Below are 19,427 nucleotides of genomic sequence, written 5' to 3' on the forward strand. Positions count from 1 at the left end.
AATGCGGTCGCCGGCAATTCTCCGACGCCGTTCTCCGACACGCTCCGGAGTGGCGCGACACGATGGCGGAACGGCCCACCATTGCGACGCAAGCCGCAGTGGCGTCGCCCTCCCCTCTGGAGCCCTCATGTCCGTCGTCCGCACTCCCCTCCCCTCCGGGCGCTCCGGAGGCTGGTTCGCCGACCGCCCCATCGGCGTGAAGATCGGGGCCGCGGTTGCCCTCCTGGCCGCCGTGGCAGTGGGGATGACCATCCTCGCCGTGTCTCGGATCGGTGCTCTCGAGGCCGGTGCGTCGAGGATCAACGACAACGTCGTCACCCTCGCCGACCTGGCCAACATCCAGCGGTCGTGGCAGGGCGACCGCTCGCGCTACAACTCCTACGGTCTGGTCGACGCGCAGACCCGCGTCGAGCTGCGGACCGAACTCGCGGAGCGCCGCACGAAGATCGACGACCAGCTCGACGCCTACGCCGAGGTCACCGTCAACCGGGAGGCGTTCGAGACCTTCCGCGGGTACGTCGAGGACTACTACGCCATCGCCGACGGGCAGCTGGTCCCGGCAGCCGACCGTGGTGACCTCGCGACCACGGGGCAGGTCATCGCCGGGCCGCTCCAGGACGCCTCCGACGTCATCATGGACGAGTACCAGGCCATGCAGGACCGCCGCGTCGCCGCCGGTCAGACCGACACGGACGACGCGACGGAGACCGCCCGGTCGGCGATCGCGACCCTGTGGATCTCCCTCACCGTCGGCATCCTGCTGGCCGGTGCGCTGACCCTCCTCGTCGTCCGCCGGCTCATCGGCACCGTCCGCTCGGTGCAGACGTCGGTGGAGGCGCTGGCGGCGGGTGACCTGACCGTGCGCGCCGAGGTGCGCAGCCAGGACGAGCTGGGCCGGATGTCGGCGGCCCTCGGCACCGCCCAGGAGAGCCTGCGGGAGGTCCTCACCGCGGTGGCGTCGTCTGCGGACGCGGTGGCTGCCTCGTCGGAGGAGCTGAGCGCCAGCTCGGCGCAGATCTCGGCGTCGGCGGAGGAGACCTCGGCGCAGTCCGGTGTGGTGGCCGGCGCGGCGGAGGAGGTCAGCCGCAACGTGCAGACGGTGGCCGCCGGTGCGGAGCAGATGGGGGCCTCGATCCGGGAGATCGCCACGAACGCCGCGGAGGCCTCCGACGTGGCGGCGCGGGCGGTCACGGCGGCGGAGACCACCACCGCCACGGTGGCCAAGCTGGGGGAGTCCTCGGCGGAGATCGGCAACGTGGTGAAGGTGATCACCTCGATCGCCGAGCAGACCAACCTGCTGGCGCTGAACGCCACCATCGAGGCCGCCCGGGCCGGGGAGGCGGGCAAGGGCTTCGCGGTGGTGGCCAACGAGGTCAAGGAGCTGGCCCAGGAGACGGCCAAGGCGACCGAGGACATCGCCCGACGGGTGGAGGCCATCCAGAAGGACACCGGCGCCGCGGTCGGGGCGATCGGGGAGATCTCGCACATCGTCGCCCAGATCAGCGACCGGCAGACCACCATCGCCAGCGCGGTGGAGGAGCAGACCGCCACGACGACGGAGATGTCCCGCTCGGTCGCCGAGGCCGCCGGCGGCTCGGGGCAGATCGCCGAGAACATCACCGGGGTGTCGGCCGCGGCCGACAGCACCACCCAGGCGCTCACGCAGACGCGTGCGGCGGTGGACGAGCTGTCCCGCATGGCCGCCGACCTCCGCACCAGCGTCGCCCGCTTCACCTACTGACACGCACGCCCGAGAGGGGGCGGTGACCGGTTCCGGTCGCCGCCCCCTCTCCGTCGTCCGTTGTTCTCGGAATGGTCCCGGCGGATTTGTCGACATCGGAAGGAGTGGTGGCCGCACTTTCTCCTCGATGAGCTGGGACACGCTCCGAGGAATGTGATCCCCCGCTCGGGGTCCCTCTAATTTGTCCGACACCACCGCGATCCGGTCCGCGGCGGACAGGGGCGCACGAGCCCCCATTCGGCACCGGTGACGAGAACGGAACGGCATCGAGATGAGCAGCAACACGGATGGGCGGCGCGCCGGCCGCATCGGGGTCCGCGGGTCGATCCTGGCCGTCGGCGCCGCAGGCATGGCGGCCGCGGTCGCCGTTGGCGGCTTCGCCCTGAGCGGCCTCGGCAGCGCCGGCGACGCACGAGACGAGATCGGCCGCCTCGCCGGCACCCTCACCGCCGTCCAGGAGATCCAGACCTCCAACGCCGACGTGACCGGGTGGCAGACCGCCTACGCCTGGGACGCCCGCCGCATCGGCGGCGCCGCCGCGGTCCGGGACGACAGCGCCAACCGTGCCGGGTACCTCGACAGCGCCGACCGGCTGCGGAGCCAGCTCGAGGCCGTGCCCACGGACGCGCTCACCGACGCCGAGCAGACGACGTTCGAGCAGATCGAGCAGCAGTGGGATGCCTTCTTCGCGGTGGACGACCGCATCGTCGCCACCTACGCGCAGGGCACGCCGGCCGCCATCGAGGCGGCGGACGCACTCGTCGTGGGTGACGGCTACAACGTCTACTTCGAGGTGCTCCAGCTCACCGCGGAGCTGCGGGAGTCCCTGCAGGACCGGGTCCAGGCGGCGGATGCGGCTGCTGACGAACAGCAGACGCGGACGCAGTGGACCATGGTCGCCGTCGTCGCCCTGGGAGCGCTCCTGGCCCTCGCCCTGGCGCTCACCGTGGCCCGGCGCATCGTGCGGCCGATCGACGCGGTGGCCTCCGTCGCGGAGGCCCTGGCCGCCGGCGACCTGACCCGGACGACGGGGGTGAGCCGGGACGACGAGGTCGGCCGGGCCGCCGCTGCCATCGACACGGCCCTCGGCGAGCTCCGTACGGTGCTGGCCTCGGTCGCGGCTTCCTCCGACGCGGTGGCGGCCAGCTCCGAGGAGCTGTCGGCGTCCTCGGCGCAGATCTCGGCGTCGGCGGAGGAGACCTCGGCGCAGTCCGGTGTGGTGGCCGGCGCGGCGGAGGAGGTCAGCCGCAACGTGCAGACCGTCGCCGCGGGCGCGGAGCAGATGGGCGCGTCGATCCGGGAGATCGCCACGAACGCCGCGGAGGCCTCCGACGTGGCGGCGCGGGCGGTCACGGCGGCGGAGACCACCACCGCCACGGTGGCCAAGCTGGGGGAGTCCTCGGCGGAGATCGGCAACGTGGTGAAGGTGATCACCTCGATCGCCGAGCAGACCAACCTGCTGGCGCTGAACGCCACCATCGAGGCCGCCCGGGCCGGGGAGGCCGGCAAGGGCTTCGCCGTGGTGGCCAACGAGGTCAAGGAGCTGGCCCAGGAGACGGCCAAGGCGACCGAGGACATCGCCCGGCGGGTGGAGGCGATCCAGGGCGACACGACCGCGGCGGTGACCGCGATCAGCGAGATCAGCTCGATCGTCGCCCAGATCTCCGACCGGCAGACCACCATCGCCTCGGCGGTGGAGGAGCAGACCGCCACGACGACGGAGATGTCCCGCTCGGTCGCCGAGGCCGCCGGTGGAGCCGGCCAGATCGCCGACAACATCACCGGCGTCTCCGCGGCGGCGGACTCGACGACGCAGGCGCTGGCCCAGACCCGGACCGCCGTCGACGAGCTCTCCCGCATGGCCGCCGACCTGCGGACCTCGGTCGCCCGCTTCACCTACTGAGCCACGGCTCACCCGACAGGAGATCAACAGTGTCCCTCCCCCGCCTCTCCGACGTCCGTGTCGGACGTCGACTCGGCCTCGCCTTCGGCACGGTCGGGGCTCTCGTGCTGGTCAGCGCCGGTGCGGGCCTGTCCGCGGTCGGCGAGCAGCGCGACCTCGCCGAGCAGGTCAGCGCCGTCGACGGCGTCCTCGCCGACGCGGAGACGGCGCGCTTCCAGATCGCCGACGTCACCGGCTGGCAGGGCCTGGTCCTGGCGGACGTCGCCGCCTACGGTCCCGCGGTGGCCCTGGCCCCCGACGCCTACAACCGCTCGGGCATGCTCGAGGCCAAGGCGGCGGTGTACGACTGGCTGGACACGGTCGACACCTCGGCGATGAGCCCGGTGGAGCGGGAGGCCTTCGACCGGTTGCGCCCGGCCTGGGACAACTACTTCCGCTGGGACGACCAGGTCGTCGCATGGCTCTCCGCAGGCACCCACGAGAGCTACCTCGCCACCATGGAGAGCATCAACGGCGGCGAGGCCGGCGAGGGCTACGGGATCGTCCTCGACCTGGCGGACGGCATCCAGGCCTCGGCGCAGGACCGCGCCCAGGACCTCCGCCAGCAGCAGGACCAGGCGCAGACCCGGGCGACGGTCCTGCTCAGCGTCGTGGGAGCCCTCGCGGTGGTCCTCGCCGCGCTCCTCGCGGTGCTCGCGGCCCGGTCGGTGACCCGGCCGCTGCGGCAGGTCAGGGCCGCCCTGGACGCCGCCGCCCAGGGCGACCTCACGGTGGAGTCCCGTGTGGACCGGCGGGACGAGCTCGGACAGATGGCCGCGTCCCTGGCCGCCATGCAGACCGAGCTCCGCGTGGTGCTGTCCTCGGTGGTCGCGTCGGCGGACGCCGTGGCTGCCTCGTCGGAGGAGTTGTCGGCGTCCTCGGCGCAGATCTCGGCCTCGGCGGAGGAGACCAGCGCGCAGTCCGGTGTGGTCGCCGGCGCGGCCGAGGAGGTCAGCCGGAACGTGCAGACGGTCGCCGCCGGCGCGGAGCAGATGGGCGCGTCGATCCGGGAGATCGCCAGCAACGCTGCCGAGGCCAGCGACGTCGCCGCACGGGCCGTCACCGCGGCGGAGACGACGACGGCGACGGTGGCGAAGCTGGGGGAGTCCTCGGCCGAGATCGGCAACGTGGTGAAGGTGATCACCTCGATCGCCGAGCAGACCAACCTGCTGGCGCTGAACGCCACCATCGAGGCCGCCCGGGCCGGGGAGGCCGGCAAGGGCTTCGCCGTGGTGGCCAACGAGGTCAAGGAGCTGGCGCAGGAGACGGCCAAGGCGACCGAGGACATCGCCCGACGGGTGCAGGCGATCCAGGGCGACACGACCGCGGCGGTGTCCGCCATCGGCGAGATCTCGCTCATCGTCGCCCAGATCTCCGACCGGCAGACCACCATCGCCTCGGCGGTGGAGGAGCAGACCGCCACGACCAACGAGATGAGCCGCTCGGTCAACGAGGCGGCGCAGGGCTCGACCCAGATCGCCGACAACATCACCGGCGTCTCGGGCGCCGCCGACTCCACCACCCAGGCGCTGGCCCAGACCCGGGTCGCGGTCGACGAGCTCTCCCGCATGGCCGCCGATCTGCGGACCTCGGTCGCCCGCTTCACCTACTGAGCGGCACGGCCTCCGTCGAGGGGATGGCGACAGGACACCTGTCGCCATCCCCTCGCGCCATTTCCGCGACCCCGCGGACACCACTTGTCGACAATGGCGAGGCGGTCATCGGACTTTGTCGCCGGCGCCATTCGGACACGCGGTGAATTGCTCGGTGCGCCCGGTCCGGTCGCTGATCCTGTGTGCAGCGCCGGGATGTCCGGTGACCGATGGCGGTCGGAACCCGAGCGCCCCTCTCCCCACCCCCGTCCGTGCCCACGAGGAGTCCACAGCCGTGACCGCCCCCACCGCCGCCCGGGCCACCCGCCGCCGAGCGGCCTGGTTCGCCGACCGCCCCCTCGGCGTCAAGATCCTGTCCCTCATCTCGTTCAGCGCATCCGTCGGCGTCCTGCTCTGCATCGTCGCGGTGGGCCGCATCGACGCGCTCGACCAGAGCCAGCGGGACATGTACGAGGGCCACGTCGTCTCCTTCTCCGACCTGGACGCCATCCAGGGCACCTACGAGGCCGTGCGGCAGGGCTACACCGCGTACTTCCTGGCCGACCCGGCGACCCGTCAGGGGATCAAGGCCCAGGTGACCGAGGGACGGGCGCAGCTCGAGCAGCAGATGGACGCCTACGCGGAGATCACCGAGCACGCCGACCTGGTCGACACGCTGCGCAGCGACGTCGACGAGTACTTCACCGTCAGCGACGACCGGATGGTCGCGTCGCTGGACGCCGGGGACGTGGCCACCGCCAGCGCCGTCGCGGCCGGCCCCCTGGTCGAGGTGCAGAACGCCGTCACCGCCGACTTCACCGGGATCCGGACCGTGCTGCGGGAGGGGGCCGACGTGCGGACCCAGGAGGGGACCGACGCGGCGGCGTCGGCGAAGACGACGCTGTGGGTCGTCCTGGTGGTCAGCTGCCTGGTCGGGGTGGGGCTCGCGACCCTCGTCGTCCGCATGATCACGGGCACGGTCCGCTCGGTGCAGGCGTCGGTGGACGCGCTGGCCGCCGGTGACCTGACCGTGGTGCCCGAGGTCACCTCCCGCGACGAGCTGGGCCGCATGGCCGCCTCCCTCGCCCAGGCGCAGGAGAACCTGCGCGAGGTGCTGTCGTCGGTGGTCGGTGCGGCGGACGCGGTGGCGGCCAGCTCCGAGGAGCTGAGCGCCAGCTCGGCGCAGATCTCGGCGTCGGCCGAGGAGACCAGCGCGCAGTCGGGCGTGGTGGCTGGCGCGGCGGAGGAGGTCAGCCGCAACGTGCAGACGGTCGCCGCCGGCGCGGAGCAGATGGGCGCCTCCATCCGGGAGATCGCCAGCAACGCCGCGGAGGCGTCGGACGTGGCGGCACGGGCCGTCACGGCGGCCGAGACCACGACGGCGACGGTGGCGAAGCTGGGGGAGTCCTCGGCCGAGATCGGCAACGTGGTGAAGGTGATCACCTCGATCGCCGAGCAGACCAACCTGCTGGCGCTGAACGCCACCATCGAGGCCGCCCGGGCCGGGGAGGCCGGCAAGGGCTTCGCCGTGGTGGCCAACGAGGTCAAGGAGCTGGCCCAGGAGACGGCCAAGGCGACCGAGGACATCGCCCGGCGGGTGCAGGCGATCCAGGGCGACACGACCGCGGCGGTGTCCGCCATCGGCGAGATCTCGCTCATCGTCGCCCAGATCTCCGACCGGCAGACCACCATCGCCTCGGCGGTGGAGGAGCAGACCGCCACGACCAACGAGATGTCGCGGTCGGTGACCGAGGCGGCGTCCGGCGCCGGACAGATCGCGCTGAACATCAGTGGGGTCTCCGGGGCTGCTGATTCGACCACCCAGGCGCTGACCCAGACCCGGATCGCGGTCGACGAGCTCTCCCGCATGGCCGCCGACCTGCGCACCAGCGTCTCCCGGTTCACCTACTGAGCACTCCCCGCCGGCCGGGCGCCCCGGCCGGCGGGGTCGGGTCTCCCCGTTGGGCTTGACCTGGCCACCCCTCCCGCCGATCACCCACCAGAGCGCACGCACCGCTCCCGGTACGAAGAGAGAAGAGCAACGTGGACGGTCTGGACGACATCGTCGAGGAGTTCCTGGTCGAGTCGCACGAGAACCTCGACCAGCTGGACTCCGACCTGGTCGCCCTGGAGCAGGAGCCCGACTCCCGGGACCGCCTGTCGAGCATCTTCCGCACCATCCACACCATCAAGGGGACCAGCGGCTTCCTGGCGTTCCACCGCCTGGAGGAGGTCACCCACGTCGGCGAGAACATGCTGTCCCGGCTGCGGGACGGCGCCCTGGAGCTGACCCCGCAGCGGACCAGCGTGCTGCTGCGCATGGTCGACACCGTCCGCTCGCTGCTCGCCTCCATCGAGGCCACCGGCGGCGAGGGCTCGGTCGACGTCTCCGCCGTCGTCGCGGAGATCAGCGCGGCGATGGAGGACACCCCCGCCGCGCCGGCCCCGGCCGCTGAGCCGGTCCCCGCCGTCGCCGAGCCCGCCATGGCCGTCGCCGAGGCCGTCGAGGCGCCCGCGGTGCAAGCCCCGGTCGAGCCCGCAGCTGTCGTCGGGGCGCCCGCTCCCGTGGCCGAGGCCCCGGCCGTCCCCGCCGTCCCGGCCCCCCGCCCGGCGCCGGCCGCCGAGGTCGCCCCCGAGCCCGAGGGCGTCGCCGACGGCGGCAGCGGTCAGGCCCGTCGCGGGGTCGCCGACAGCACCATCCGGGTGGACGTCGACCTGCTCGACGAGCTCATGCTGCTGGTGGGCGAGCTGGTGCTCACCCGCAACCAGATCGTCCAGTACGTCGGGCGCTCCAACGACACCGACCTGGTGCGCGCCTCGCAGCGGCTCAACCTCATCGCCAGCGAGCTGCAGGAGGGCGTCATGAAGACGCGCATGCAGCCGATCGACCACATCTGGTCCAAGCTGCCGCGCGTCGTCCGGGACCTGGGCCTGCAGCTGCAGAAGTCCATCCGGCTGGACATGGAGGGCCGCGACACCGAGCTGGACAAGACGCTGCTCGAGGCGGTCAAGGACCCGCTGACCCACCTGGTCCGCAACTCCGTCGACCACGGCGTCGAGGACGCCGAGACCCGGCTCCGGGTCGGCAAGCCGGCCGAGGGCGTGCTCACCCTGCGCGCCAAGCACGAGAGCGGCCAAGTCGTGGTGGAGGTCGCGGACGACGGTGCCGGCATCGACCCGGCCCGGGTGGGCGCCAAGGCCGTCGAGCGCGGGCTGATCACGCAGGAGGCCCTCGGCCGGATGAACCCGCAGGACGTCCTGCAGCTCATCTTCCTGCCCGGCTTCTCCACGGCCGCGAAGGTCACCAACGTCTCCGGCCGCGGCGTCGGCATGGACGTCGTCAAGACCAACATCGAGTCCATCGGCGGCACCATCGAGGTCGAGTCGGTGCCCGGCAAGGGCACCTGCACCCGGCTGCGCATCCCGCTGACCCTGGCGATCGTCCCGGCGCTGACCGTCGAGTGCGCCGGCGACCGCTACGCCATCCCGCAGATCAGCCTGCAGGAGCTCGTCTCGCTCGACGCCGAGAAGGCCGCCAACGCGGTCGAGGAGGTCGGCGGCGCCCCGGTGTACCGGCTGCGCGGTGAGCTGCTGCCGCTGGTCCGCCTCACCGACGTCCTCGGGCTGACCTCCGACCGGCACGACGGGCACGTGGTCATCGCCGTCCTGCGGTCGGAGGGCCGGCGCTTCGGCCTGGTCGTCGACCGGGTCATCAACACCGAGGAGATCGTCGTCAAGGCCGTCGGCGGCCAGCTCAAGGCGATCGGTCTCTACTCCGGCGCGACCGTCCTGGGCGACGGCACCGTGGCGCTCATCCTCGACGTGCAGGCCCTGGCCCGCCGGGCGCTGCGCACCGAGACCAGCGAGCGCGGCCAGGAGGCGGCGCGTGAGGCCGCCGCGGCTGCCGCTGCCGGCGACACGGAGCGGCAGCGGATGCTGCTGGCCGCCATCGGCGGGGGCCGTCGGGTCGCCATCCCCCTGGACACGGTCACCCGCCTCGAGCAGGTGCGCACCGAGTCGGTCGAGAAGGTCGGCAACCGGGAGGTCGTGCAGTACCGCGGCGCGATCCTGCCGATCGTCCGGCTCGACCGGCACCTGGGCGCCTACGGCGAGAGCGACCGCGAGGTCCTCGAGGTCATCGTGTACAGCGACCACGGCCGCAGCGTGGCCATCGTGGTCGAGGAGATCCTCGACATCGTCGACGGCGAGGCCGCGGTCCGCAGCGACATCGACGACATGGGTCTGCTCGGCTCCGCCGTCCTCGGCGACAAGGTCACCGAGCTGCTCGACGTGCGCGCCGCGATCCTCGCCGCCGACCCGGCCTTCTACTCGTCCCCGATGACGCCGGACGGCGTCCCCGCGTCCCTCCTGGAGGCCTCCCTGTGACCACTGCCCAGGCCCCCGCCATCGGCGGCCAGCTGGCCACCTTCTGGCTCGACGGAGACCTCTACGGCGTCGAGGTGGCGCACGTGCAGGAGGTGCTCAAGAGCCAGGGGCTGACCCGCGTGCCGCTCGCGCCCGCCGCCGTGGCCGGGCTGATCAACCTGCGCGGCCAGGTGGTGACCGCGATCGAGCTGCGCGAGCGGCTCGGCCGGCCGCCGCGGCCCGAGGGCACCGACGCCGTCGTCATCGTCGTCCGGCTGCACGGTGAGGCGGTCAGCCTGCTGGTCGACGCCATCGCCGACGTCGTGGACGTCGACCCGGCCGACTTCGAGGCGCCGCCGGACACCCTCGACGGCGCCGGCCGCGAGCTGATCCGTGGGGCGTTCAAACTCGACGGCCACCTGCTGCTGGCCCTGGACGTGCACAAGGCCGTCAGCGCTTAGCAGGACCACCCCACACGCCTCGCAGGCTCAGGCGGAGGGTCCCTGAAGGGGCCGTTCCAGCACCTCACCACCTGGGCGCGGCCGGTCTTCCCCGGCGGCCACGCTCCTCCCCCCGACCCCCGGTCGGGCGGCCCCTCTCTCCGGAGGGCCGCCGGGCCGGGGGTCGCGGCGTTCCCCGGTCCCGTCGCCTACGCAGAGTCACCGGTTGAGAACGGTGCAGCACGGCGCACGACACCCCACCCCTCGGGGGTCGGGCGAACGGGTGACGCTCACGTGGCGCGGCGTCGCGGTCACGGTCAGTCTGGATCGACCTCACCTCGGGGGACGTCGATCGGGAGGCCTGCCGTGCCCTACTCACTGGTCAGTGCCGCCACGCTCGGCTTCGACCTGGTCCGCCTGCCGGCCGGCCGCGCCGTCGCGGACGCCCTGCTCACCGGGCTGGCCGCCGACGTCCCGGCGCTGGAGCAGCTGGCCGCGGTGCACCCGGCCGCGGGCCGCGACCGTGAGCAGCGCGCCGTCCTCGCCGTCCGGGCGCGCAAGGCCCGGGAGCTCGCCGTCGCCGTCCCGCACCTGCGCACCGCCGCCGACGCCCTCCCCGGCGCCGACCGGGCCGCGGCGCTGGTCGCCCAGCTCGAGCGCAGCACCATCGGGGACGCCGCCGCCGTCGAGCGGGTGCTCCGCGAGGACGTCCTCGGCCCCGAGCACCCCGTCGCCGCGCTCGCCGACGAGCAGGTCCGGGAGGCCGCCGCCGACGTCCTCGCCGACGCGGCCGTGGGCGCCTGGGCCGCCGCCGTACTGCCGCCGCTGGTCCGCCGGCAGCTCACCGGCCCGTTCCTGCTCGCCGCCTCGACCGGCGTGCCGACGACCCCCGAGCTCGACCTCGGCCCCGCCACCGGGGAGCTCTCCGAGCTGCTGACCGGCCTGCGCTCGCTGGACGCCGCCGGCCGCGCCCGCTGGATGGCCGCCGTCGACGCCTCCCGCGCCGAGCGCCGGCCGTGGGCGGCCGCGATGCACGAGGCCTCGTGGGCGGCGCACGTCTCCGGCCGCACACGCACGCTCGCCACCGCCCAGCTGCTCGCCGTCCGGGCGTTCCTCGACGCCGGCTTCGACGCCACGGCCGCCGCCGCGGGTGCCTGGAACGCCGTCGCGGGGTGCGTGCAGGGCGTCGTCATGGCCGACCTGCTCGGCAGCGACGCCCTCGCGGTGCTGTACTCCTCGTCGGCCTACCGGCCGACACCGCGGCCGGGAAACGTCCCCGACCCGGGCTGAGCCCCGTCCGGCGCTCGATCGCGGGAGCCTCCGGCCCCCACTCCTCGCACCGCCTCGCGGGGCGGCTCGCGTGCACACCGCGGCCGGGGAACGTCCCCGACCCGGGCTGAGCCCCGTCCGGCGCTCGATCGCGGGAGTCTCCGGCCCCCACTCCCCGCCGCGACCCCGAGTTGATCACGGGCTTGCTGCGGAGGGCGCGTGCGGACACGCCGCCGGCGGCTGCCAGAACCCCATGATCACGGCGGACGGCGGACGGCGGACGGCGGACGGCGGACGGCGGGGGAGCGGGTCACCAGGGGAGCCGGGACGGGGCCCTCCCTCATCCCTCCTGCTCGGGATCCGGGAAGCGGGCGCCGGCGGGGAGCTCGCTGCCGGCCGCCACCTCGGCCCGGCGGCCGACCAGGGTGACCTCGCCGTCCCCACCCACCGTGGCGCGCTCGCCGACCACGACGCCGTCGTCGAGCACCGTGCGGGTCACCGTGGCGCCGGCCCGCACGCGCGCACCCGGCAGCAGCACCGAGTCGACGACGGTCGCCCCGGCCTCCACGACGACCCCGGGGGAGAGCACCGACCCGCTCACCCGCCCGGCCACCCGGGTGCCGCCGGAGATCAGGCTGTCGTCCACCTCCGCCCCGCGCAGCACCCGGGCGGCGCTGTGCCGGCCGCCGCGGGTGTGCAGCGCCCAGCCCTCGTCGTCGAGGTCCAGGGGCGGCTCGGGGGAGCGGAACTCGTGGTGGGCCGCCCAGTAGGCCTCCACGGTCCCCACGTCGCGCCAGTAGCCCTCGAACGGGTGCGCGCGGGCCAGGCCGTCGCGGGTCTGCGCCGGCAGCAGGTGGGTGCCCAGGTCCTCCAGGCCGTCCTCACCGTGCTCGGCGGCCAACGCCTCCAGCCGGTCCAGCGTCGGGCCGGGGGAGAAGACGAAGACCTCGTTGGTGGCCGTGGTGGTGCGCGGCTCGTCGGGCTTGTAGGCGTAGTCGGCCACCTTCCCGCCGCTGCCGACCTCGACGATGCCGTAGCGCGGCGCGTCGTCCTCGGCGACCTCGGTGGTGACCATGGTGACCTCCGCGCCGGAGCCCAGGTGCCCGTCGACGACCTCGCGGTAGTCCAGCTTGTAGACGGCGTCGGCGCTGACCACGACGAGCGCGTCGGGATCGAGGTCGCGGACCAGCGGGGCGTAGCGCCACAGCGAGTTCGCCGTCCCGGAGACCCAGCCGGCGCGGTCGGTGCCCTGGTACGGCGGCAGCACGAGGAGCCCGCCGTCGGTGCGGTCGAGGTCCCACGGCCGGCCGTTGGCCAGGTGCTGCGACAGCGACGTGGGGTGGAACTGCACGGACACCCACACGTCGGCCAGGTGCGAGTGCTGGCAGTTGCTCAGCGGGAAGTCGATCAGCCGGTAGACGCCCGCGAAGGGGACGGCGGGCTTGGCGCGCTGCTCGGTGAGCAGTTCCAGCCGCCCGCCGGCGCCACCGGCCAGGACGAGGACGAGGACCCGGGGGAGTGCCATGGCCCCCGGCTACCCGAGGGGACGGCGTTCACCCTCGCGAGCACTTTCTACGGCTCTCTGGCACGGACGACAGAGAGCCGTAGACGGCACTCGACACGCTGACCCGTCGCTCCTCCGGAGACGTGTCGACAGGAGGCGGGAAATGGTAGGTGATCGTGCTCCGGCCGTTCCGGAGTTGTGGTGCGGAATTCCCGGGATCGGCTCAAGTGCGGGGGAGGAGCGGCCGACAACACCCGTGACAGGCACCGCCGGGACCCCGGGCGGACGCCGGCTGCACCCGTTCCCGACTGCCGGGCCGGTGCCGATCACAGCGCCAGTTCGCCCTGGCAGGCCCCCGCACGGGGAGACGGAGGACGCATGGACCCGATCCGGGTGTTGGTCGTCGACGACTCGGTGGTCGTCCGCAAGATCGTCACCGACGTGCTCTCCGAGGACCCGGCGATCGAGGTCGTGGGCACCGCCGTCAACGGCCGCATCGCCGTCGGCAAGCTCGAGCAGCTCAAGCCCGACCTGGTCACGATGGACATCGAGATGCCGGAGATGAACGGCATCGAGGCGGTCCGCGCCATCCGCGCCGGTGCCGGGGGTGGTGGGGCGGGACGAGGGCACAGCCGCGTGCCGATCATCATGTTCAGCACGCTCACCGAGCGGGGCGCGTCGGCCACCCTCGACGCACTCTCCGCCGGCGCCAACGACTACGTCACCAAGCCGGCCAACGTCGGCAGCGTCGCGCAGTCCATGGAGAGCGTCCGCCAGCAGCTCATCCCCAAGATCAAGGCGCTCACGGGGCGCCCGGTCACCACCGGTCCGGTGCGCGCCGCCGCACCCGCCCCGGCCGCGGTCCGCCCGCCGGCCCCGCGCGTCGGTGCGGTCAAGCAGCCCGCCGTCCTGGTCATCGGCTCCTCCACCGGCGGCCCGGAGGCGCTGGCGAAGGTGCTGCCGGCCCTCCCGGCGTCCCTGCCGGTCCCGGTGCTGCTCGTGCAGCACATGCCCCCGGTCTTCACCCGCCAGTTCGCCCAGCGGCTGGACCGCCTCTGCCCGCTCACCGTGGTCGAGGCCGTCGACGGCACCCCGCTGGCGCCCGGCACCGTGCACCTGGCCCCGGGCGACCACCACCTGACCATCCGCCGGACCGGCCGCGGCCTGTCCACCGCGCTGGACCAGTCGCCGCCGGAGAACTTCTGCCGTCCCGCCGTCGACCCGCTGTTCCGCTCCGCGGTCGAGACCTTCGACGGCGCCGTCCTCGGCGTCGTGCTCACCGGCATGGGCTCGGACGGGCGCATCGGCGCCGGTCGCATCCGTGAGGCCGGGGGCGCGGTCGTCGTCCAGGACCAGGCCACCTCCGTCGTCTGGGGCATGCCCGGCGCCGTGGCCACGGCCGGCTTCGCCGACGAGGTGCTGCCGCTCGACCGGGTCGCCGAGGCGGTCACCCGGCGGATCACCGGGCCGCGGGTCCCCGCGGCCCACCCGGCTCCCGCGCCCTCGTTCGCCGGAGGACGACGATGACCCTCACCGCGACCAGCTTCGACTGGGTCCGCCAGCTGGTGCACCGGGAGAGCGCGATCGTGCTCGCCCCGGGCAAGGAGTACCTGGTCGAAGCGCGGCTGCTGCCGATCGCCCGGTCCATGGGGCTGCCCGACGTCGGCCGGCTGGTCGACTCGGTCCGCACCCGGCCCAGCCCCGAGTCCACCCGCAGGATCGTCGAGGCGCTCACCACGAACGAGACCTCGTGGTTCCGGGACGGTGACCCGTTCACCGCCCTCACCTCGACGGTGCTGCCCTCGCTGGTGTCGGCCCGCGGGCCGGCCGAGCGGCTGCAGATCTGGTCGGCGGCCTGCTCCAGCGGGCAGGAGCCGTACACGATCGCCATGCTGCTCGAGGACGCGCTGCCCAACGCCGCGACCCGCGTCGCCATCACCGCGACCGACCTCTCCCGCGAGATGGTCGAGCGCACCCGGGCCGGGCGGTTCAGCCAGCTGGAGGTCAACCGGGGGCTGCCCGCACCGATGCTGGTGCGGCACTTCACGCGGGCGGGCACCGAGTGGGAGGTCTCCCCGTCGCTGCGGCGCATGGTGACGGCGAGCGAGTGCAACCTGGCCGCTCCGCTGCCCCGCATGGGGCCGTTCGACGTGGTCTACCTGCGCAACGTCCTCATCTACTTCGACCTGCCCACCAAGCAGGCGATCCTCCGCCGGGTGCGCGCGCTCATGCGCCCGGACGGATGGCTCTTCCTCGGCGCCGCGGAGACCACGCTCGGCGTCGACGACTCCTGGGAGCGGGTCGTCATCGGCCGCAGCTCCGCCTACCGCCCGCTGAAGGGGAACTGACGTGCGTGCACTGGTGATCGACGACTCCCGCGCCATGCGGCGCATCGTGAGCGCGGCACTGGAGGGTTTCGGCTACGAGACCCGCCAGGCCGGCCACGGGCAGGAGGCCCTCGACGTGCTGCAGGAGGGCTACGTGCCCGACCTGTGCACGATCGACTGGAACATGCCGGTGATGGACGGGCTGCAGTTCGTCTCCGCCGTCCGGGCCAACCCGGCGTGGCGCGCCCTCACGCTGATGATGGTGACCTCGGAGAGCGAGCAGGGCCAGATCGTCCGGGCGCTCGCTGCGGGCGCGCACGAGTACGTGATCAAGCCGTTCACCGCCGACGCGCTCCGCGACAAGCTCGCGCTGCTCGGCATGCTCCCCGAGGAGGCCGTCCTGTGACGCTCGCACCCGATGCCGTCGCACGCCCGACCATCCCCGAGCTCATCGACGAGGCCACCGTCGAGGCGATCGCCGGTGAGGCCTGGGTCGCCCTCGTCGGGGAGGACGAGGTGCTCGTCCCGCTGCCCGCCGACCTGCCCGCCGAGACGCTCTCGGCGTGGGTGGACGTCGTCGGCCCGTGGACCGGCAGCGTCGTCCTCACCACCGGCCGGCAGACCGCGGCCGACCTGACCCGGGCGCTGCTCGGCCAGGCCGCGCCCGAGCTGCTCGACCACGAGGACGTCGCCGACGCGTTCGGCGAGATCGCCAACGTGGTCGGCGGCAACGTCAAGGCCGCCCTCCCCGGCCCCTCCACCCTGGGCCTGCCCCAGGTCGGCGAGGCCCCCGACGTCCGCAACCCCGCGGACGTCTGCCGGCTCGAGGTCCTGTGGCGCGGCCAGCCCCTGGTCGTGTCCGTGCAGGGCGCGCTGCCGGCCCTGTCCACCCCGCACCCGAACCCCCCGCACCCGAACGGAGCGTCACTGTGAAGATCCTCGTCGCCGACGACAGCCGCGTGATGCGGCAGATCGTCATCCGCACCCTGCGCCAGGCCGGGTACGACGACCACGACATCGTCGAGGCCGAGGACGGCCGCGACGCCTACGACAAGGTCCAGGCCGAGAACCCCGACCTGGTGCTGTCGGACTGGAACATGCCGAACATGACCGGGCTGGAGTGCCTGCAGGCGCTGCGCTCGGCCGGCTCCGGCGTCCCGTTCGGCTTCGTCACCTCCGAGGGCTCGCAGGAGATGCGGGACAAGGCCAGCGCCGCGGGCGCGCTGTTCCTCATCGCCAAGCCGTTCAACGAGGAGACCTTCCGCGAGAACCTGGACGGGGTGATCGCATGAGCGCCGCGCTGACCGTCGTCCTTCCGGACGCCAAGGCCGTCAAGGACATGCTCAGCGGCCTGGTCGGCAAGTCCGTCGGCGTGCTGCCGGGCGCGCCGGTGACCCCGACGCCGAAGTCGCCGGTGTCGGTGGCCGTGTACGTGGACCCGTCGATGAACGTGAACGCGCTGTGCGTCATGGACCTCGGCGCCTCCGCCTACACCGGCGCCGCCCTCGCGCTGCTGCCCCCCGGCGGCGCGCAGGACGCCGTCGAGGAGGACGGCGAGCTGACCACGATGCTCACCGAGGCGCTGCACGAGGTCGTCAACGTGCTCTCGGCGCTGTTCAACGTGCCGGGTGCGCCGCACTCCAAGCTCTACAAGCTCTACGCCCCGGGCGACGACCTGCCCGGCGACATCGCCGGCTCGCTGGCCGCCTTCAACCGGCTCGACCTCGCCATCGACGTCCCCGGTTACGGCAAGGGCGGGCTCTCCCTGGTCATCCCCTCCGGGGCCTGACCCGGCAGACGCCCCGGGACGGCGCCGGAGACCACTCTCCCGCCGTCCCGGGCGCTCCACGACGACGGCCCCGAGGCACTGCGCCTCGGGGCCGTCGTCGCGTGCTGCAGGGGGTCCTTCTCAGTTGAACGCCGGCTCGCGGTCGTCGGTGCTCGTGGGCAGGCAGGCCCAGACGTGCTTGCAGCCGTCGTCGACGTACCAGCCGTGGGCCACCGACAGCCGGGCCACCAGGTAGAGCCCCAGGCCGCCCTGGGCGGGGTCGCGGTCGACGGCCGGGCTGGGCATGGTGTCGGGGTCGCGGTCGCTGACGTCGAGCAGCCAGCCGCCGCTGCCGGCGACCACCGTGGCGACGACGGGGGACAAGCCGTGCCGCAGCGCGTTGGACGCCAGCTCGTCGAAGGCCAGGATCAACCGCTCGGCCGCGGTGTCGTCGCCGTCCCTCGGGTAGCCGACGCCGTCCAGTCGTGCCCGCAGCACGGCTCGTGCGGCCGGGAGCTCGGCGATGGCCTGCAGGTCCCACCGCCAGACCTCGCCCCGGCCGTCCGGAAGCGGACGCAACGGCCACGCGAGTCGACCCACTGCCCTCTCCCCGTCCGTCGCGGTCTCCGACACGCAGGGGGTTCCCAGGCGGCTGGACACTCAATCGTGTCCCGGGCGTTTCCGACCCCGCGGGGTGAGGCGTCTCCCGTCCGTGCCGGTCAGCGCGGTGGGTGTACGCAGATCGCCACCAGGGCGACGTCGTCCCCGGGCGTGGCGGGCAGCATCCGCGCCAGCAGCTCGTCGGCCAGCTGCTCCAGCGGCCGGTCCGCCAGCGCGGCCAGGTGCCGGCGCAGCCGGCCCACCCCGGTGTCGACGTCGCAGTCCCGGCGCTCCACCAGCCCGTCGGTGTAGAGCAGCACGACCGCACCCGGGCGCAGCGGCACGGTGGACTCCCGCCGCACCGTCGTCGGGTCCACCCCCAGCAGCAGGTCGCCCAGCCCGTCGGCGAGCACGGTCACCGTGCCGTCGGGGTCGGCGACCAGTGGCGGTGGGTGGCCGGCGCTGGCCCAGCGCAGCCGGGTCCCGCCCTCCTCGAGCCGCGCGATCGCGGCGGTGGCCAGCGTGCCGGTGTGCATCGCGGCCATCGCGGCGTCCAGGCCGCGCAGCACCTCCGCCGGCCCGGCGCCGCTGTAGTGGGCGATGCCCCGCAGCAGCCCGCGCAGCTGCCCCATCTCGGCCGCTGCGGCGGTGTCGTGGCCGGTGACGTCCCCGATGACCACGACCGGGTCGCCGTCGGTGTGCAGGAAGGCGTCGTACCAGTCCCCACCGACGCGGGCAGCTTCCGCCGCGGGGACGTAGCGGGCCACCACCTGCGCCCCGGCGATGGTCGGCAGGTCGGTGAGCAGGCTGCGCTGCAGGCCCTCGGCGAGCTTGGCCTGCTGGCTCTGCCGGTGCACCCGGTCGACGGCGCGTCCGGCCTGTGCCGCGACCTCGCGGGCGGTGGCCAGGTCGTCGTCGTCCAGCGTGCGCCCGGGGTCGAGGTACAGGGTGAGGACGCCGACCGCGCGGCCGTCGGCGGTCAGCGGCAGGACGACGGCGGTGTCCGGGCCCAGCTCCACGAGCAGGTCGCGGGCCGGGCCCGGCGGCATGAGCTCGAGGACGGCGGCCACCGGCTGCTGCGCCTCGCTGCCCGACCGCAGCGCGCGGGCGACGGGGGAGGCCGTCGGCAGGGTGTCCAGGCGGACCTCGGCGTAGCGGTCCAGCAGCGGGCGGCGGGCCGGGTCGACGTGCCAGGAGCCGACGTCGCGAGCACGGCCCTCCCGGTCGACGACGGTGACCACGCAGCCGTCGGTGAGCGCGGGGACGACCAGCCGCGCCAGGCTGCCCAGCGCCGACTCGCTGTCCAGCGCGCCGGACAGCTCCCCGGTCACCGCGGCCAGCAGCGCCGTGCGGGCGCCGGCCCGCTCCGCGGCCCGCCGGGCCGTCTCGGCGGCGCGCCGGGCCGCCTCGGCCTCGTCCTGCGCCTGCCGGCGCGCGGTGACGTCGACGAAGACGAAGGCGGCGCCGTCCGACACCGGCCAGGCGTGCAGCGCCGACCAGCCCGGGCCGCCCCAGGGATCGGGGACCTCGAGGGAGACCGGCCCGCCCGAGGCCACGGCCTCGTGGCAGACCCGGGTGACGGCGGCGGCCGTGCCGGCGCACAGCACCTCGGTGACCGGCCGCCCGACGACGTCGGCGGCCGGGCGGTCGAGCAGCCGCTCGCCCGCCGCGTTGAGCAGCGCGACCCGTCCGGCGGGGTCCAGACAGCCCAGCGCGGCGGGCATGGCGGCCAGCACGCCGGTGGCCAGGGCGGCGCTCCGGTCGAGCGGCTCCGGCCACCCCCGCGGTCGGGGCTGCGGGCCTGGGCTCACCACGAGGACCACCTCTCTCGGCGGGCTGGTCCCTGCCCCGACCTCGGAGCGCGCCTCCCCGCCGCCCT

The 19,427-nt window shown here is 74.1% G+C and carries 16 protein-coding genes; 13 read left to right on the top strand and 3 right to left on the bottom strand.

From position 1 onward, the window contains the following. Positions 1-127 precede the first annotated feature (127 nt). The 7 genes from BLS21_RS21890 to BLS21_RS21920 all read left to right on the top strand — a co-directional run bounded on the left by BLS21_RS21890 (position 128) and on the right by BLS21_RS21920 (position 11,370). Complete coding sequence (locus BLS21_RS21890) at positions 128-1,741, top strand: methyl-accepting chemotaxis protein (RefSeq protein ID WP_091223488.1); 1,614 nt, start codon at positions 128-130, stop codon at positions 1,739-1,741. Positions 1,742-2,012: 271 nt separating this feature from the next. After that, the gene (locus BLS21_RS21895) at positions 2,013-3,644 is read left to right on the top strand and encodes a methyl-accepting chemotaxis protein (protein WP_091223489.1); all 1,632 of its coding nucleotides are present in this window, start codon (positions 2,013-2,015) and stop codon (positions 3,642-3,644) included. 29 nt (positions 3,645-3,673) lie between these two features. Then, on the top strand, positions 3,674-5,296 hold the full coding sequence (locus BLS21_RS21900; protein ID WP_091223492.1) for a methyl-accepting chemotaxis protein: 1,623 nt from the start codon (positions 3,674-3,676) through the stop codon (positions 5,294-5,296). A 274-nt stretch (positions 5,297-5,570) separates the two neighbouring features. After that, positions 5,571-7,187 carry a methyl-accepting chemotaxis protein gene (locus tag BLS21_RS21905; protein WP_091223494.1) on the top strand — a complete coding sequence of 539 codons (1,617 nt, stop codon included), beginning with the start codon at positions 5,571-5,573 and terminating at the stop codon, positions 7,185-7,187. 131 nt (positions 7,188-7,318) lie between these two features. After that, a complete protein-coding gene (locus BLS21_RS21910; protein WP_091223496.1) occupies positions 7,319-9,661 on the top strand; it encodes a chemotaxis protein CheW in 2,343 nt (780 codons plus the stop codon). After that, positions 9,658-10,101 carry a chemotaxis protein CheW gene (locus tag BLS21_RS21915; RefSeq protein WP_091223498.1) on the top strand — a complete coding sequence of 148 codons (444 nt, stop codon included), beginning with the start codon at positions 9,658-9,660 and terminating at the stop codon, positions 10,099-10,101. Before BLS21_RS21910 ends, BLS21_RS21915 begins: the two co-directional genes overlap by 4 nt. A gap of 345 nt (positions 10,102-10,446) precedes the next feature. Continuing rightward, a complete protein-coding gene (locus BLS21_RS21920; protein ID WP_091223500.1) occupies positions 10,447-11,370 on the top strand; it encodes a hypothetical protein in 924 nt (307 codons plus the stop codon). A 319-nt stretch (positions 11,371-11,689) separates the two neighbouring features. On the opposite strand, the gene BLS21_RS21925 is transcribed toward BLS21_RS21920, so the two are convergent. After that, positions 11,690-12,874: a glucose-1-phosphate adenylyltransferase family protein gene (locus BLS21_RS21925; RefSeq protein WP_091223502.1), complete on the bottom strand. Its 1,185-nt coding sequence runs from the start codon at positions 12,872-12,874 to the stop codon at positions 11,690-11,692. A gap of 357 nt (positions 12,875-13,231) precedes the next feature. Between BLS21_RS21925 and BLS21_RS21930 the strand changes: the two genes are divergently transcribed. From BLS21_RS21930 to BLS21_RS21955, 6 genes are read left to right on the top strand one after another with little or no spacing between them, the layout of a single operon-like run. Continuing rightward, complete coding sequence (locus BLS21_RS21930; RefSeq protein WP_091223504.1) at positions 13,232-14,380, top strand: protein-glutamate methylesterase/protein-glutamine glutaminase; 1,149 nt, start codon at positions 13,232-13,234, stop codon at positions 14,378-14,380. Further along, positions 14,377-15,201: a CheR family methyltransferase gene (locus BLS21_RS21935; RefSeq protein ID WP_091223506.1), complete on the top strand. Its 825-nt coding sequence runs from the start codon at positions 14,377-14,379 to the stop codon at positions 15,199-15,201. The genes BLS21_RS21930 and BLS21_RS21935 overlap by 4 nt, the downstream gene beginning before the upstream one ends. A 1-nt stretch (position 15,202) precedes the next feature. Then, positions 15,203-15,586, top strand: coding sequence for a response regulator (locus BLS21_RS21940; protein WP_091223508.1), 384 nt, complete (start codon positions 15,203-15,205; stop codon positions 15,584-15,586). Beyond that, on the top strand, positions 15,583-16,113 hold the full coding sequence (locus BLS21_RS21945) for a chemotaxis protein CheX (protein WP_091223510.1): 531 nt from the start codon (positions 15,583-15,585) through the stop codon (positions 16,111-16,113). The genes BLS21_RS21940 and BLS21_RS21945 overlap by 4 nt, the downstream gene beginning before the upstream one ends. Continuing rightward, entirely contained in the window at positions 16,110-16,472 is a 363-nt protein-coding gene (locus BLS21_RS21950) for a response regulator (protein ID WP_091223512.1), read from the top strand. The genes BLS21_RS21945 and BLS21_RS21950 overlap by 4 nt, the downstream gene beginning before the upstream one ends. Continuing rightward, on the top strand, positions 16,469-16,969 hold the full coding sequence (locus tag BLS21_RS21955) for a hypothetical protein (RefSeq protein ID WP_091223513.1): 501 nt from the start codon (positions 16,469-16,471) through the stop codon (positions 16,967-16,969). Before BLS21_RS21950 ends, BLS21_RS21955 begins: the two co-directional genes overlap by 4 nt. Positions 16,970-17,089: 120 nt before the next feature. Here the strand turns inward: BLS21_RS21955 and BLS21_RS21960 are convergent, their stop codons facing one another. Continuing rightward, positions 17,090-17,548, bottom strand: coding sequence for an ATP-binding protein (locus tag BLS21_RS21960; RefSeq protein WP_091223515.1), 459 nt, complete (start codon positions 17,546-17,548; stop codon positions 17,090-17,092). A gap of 119 nt (positions 17,549-17,667) precedes the next feature. Next, entirely contained in the window at positions 17,668-19,359 is a 1,692-nt protein-coding gene (locus tag BLS21_RS21965) for a SpoIIE family protein phosphatase (protein WP_245700667.1), read from the bottom strand. Positions 19,360-19,427 lie beyond the last annotated feature (68 nt).

The sequence above is a fragment of the Geodermatophilus siccatus genome, from assembly GCF_900103785.1.
GTDB classification, from domain to species: domain Bacteria; phylum Actinomycetota; class Actinomycetes; order Mycobacteriales; family Geodermatophilaceae; genus Geodermatophilus; species Geodermatophilus siccatus.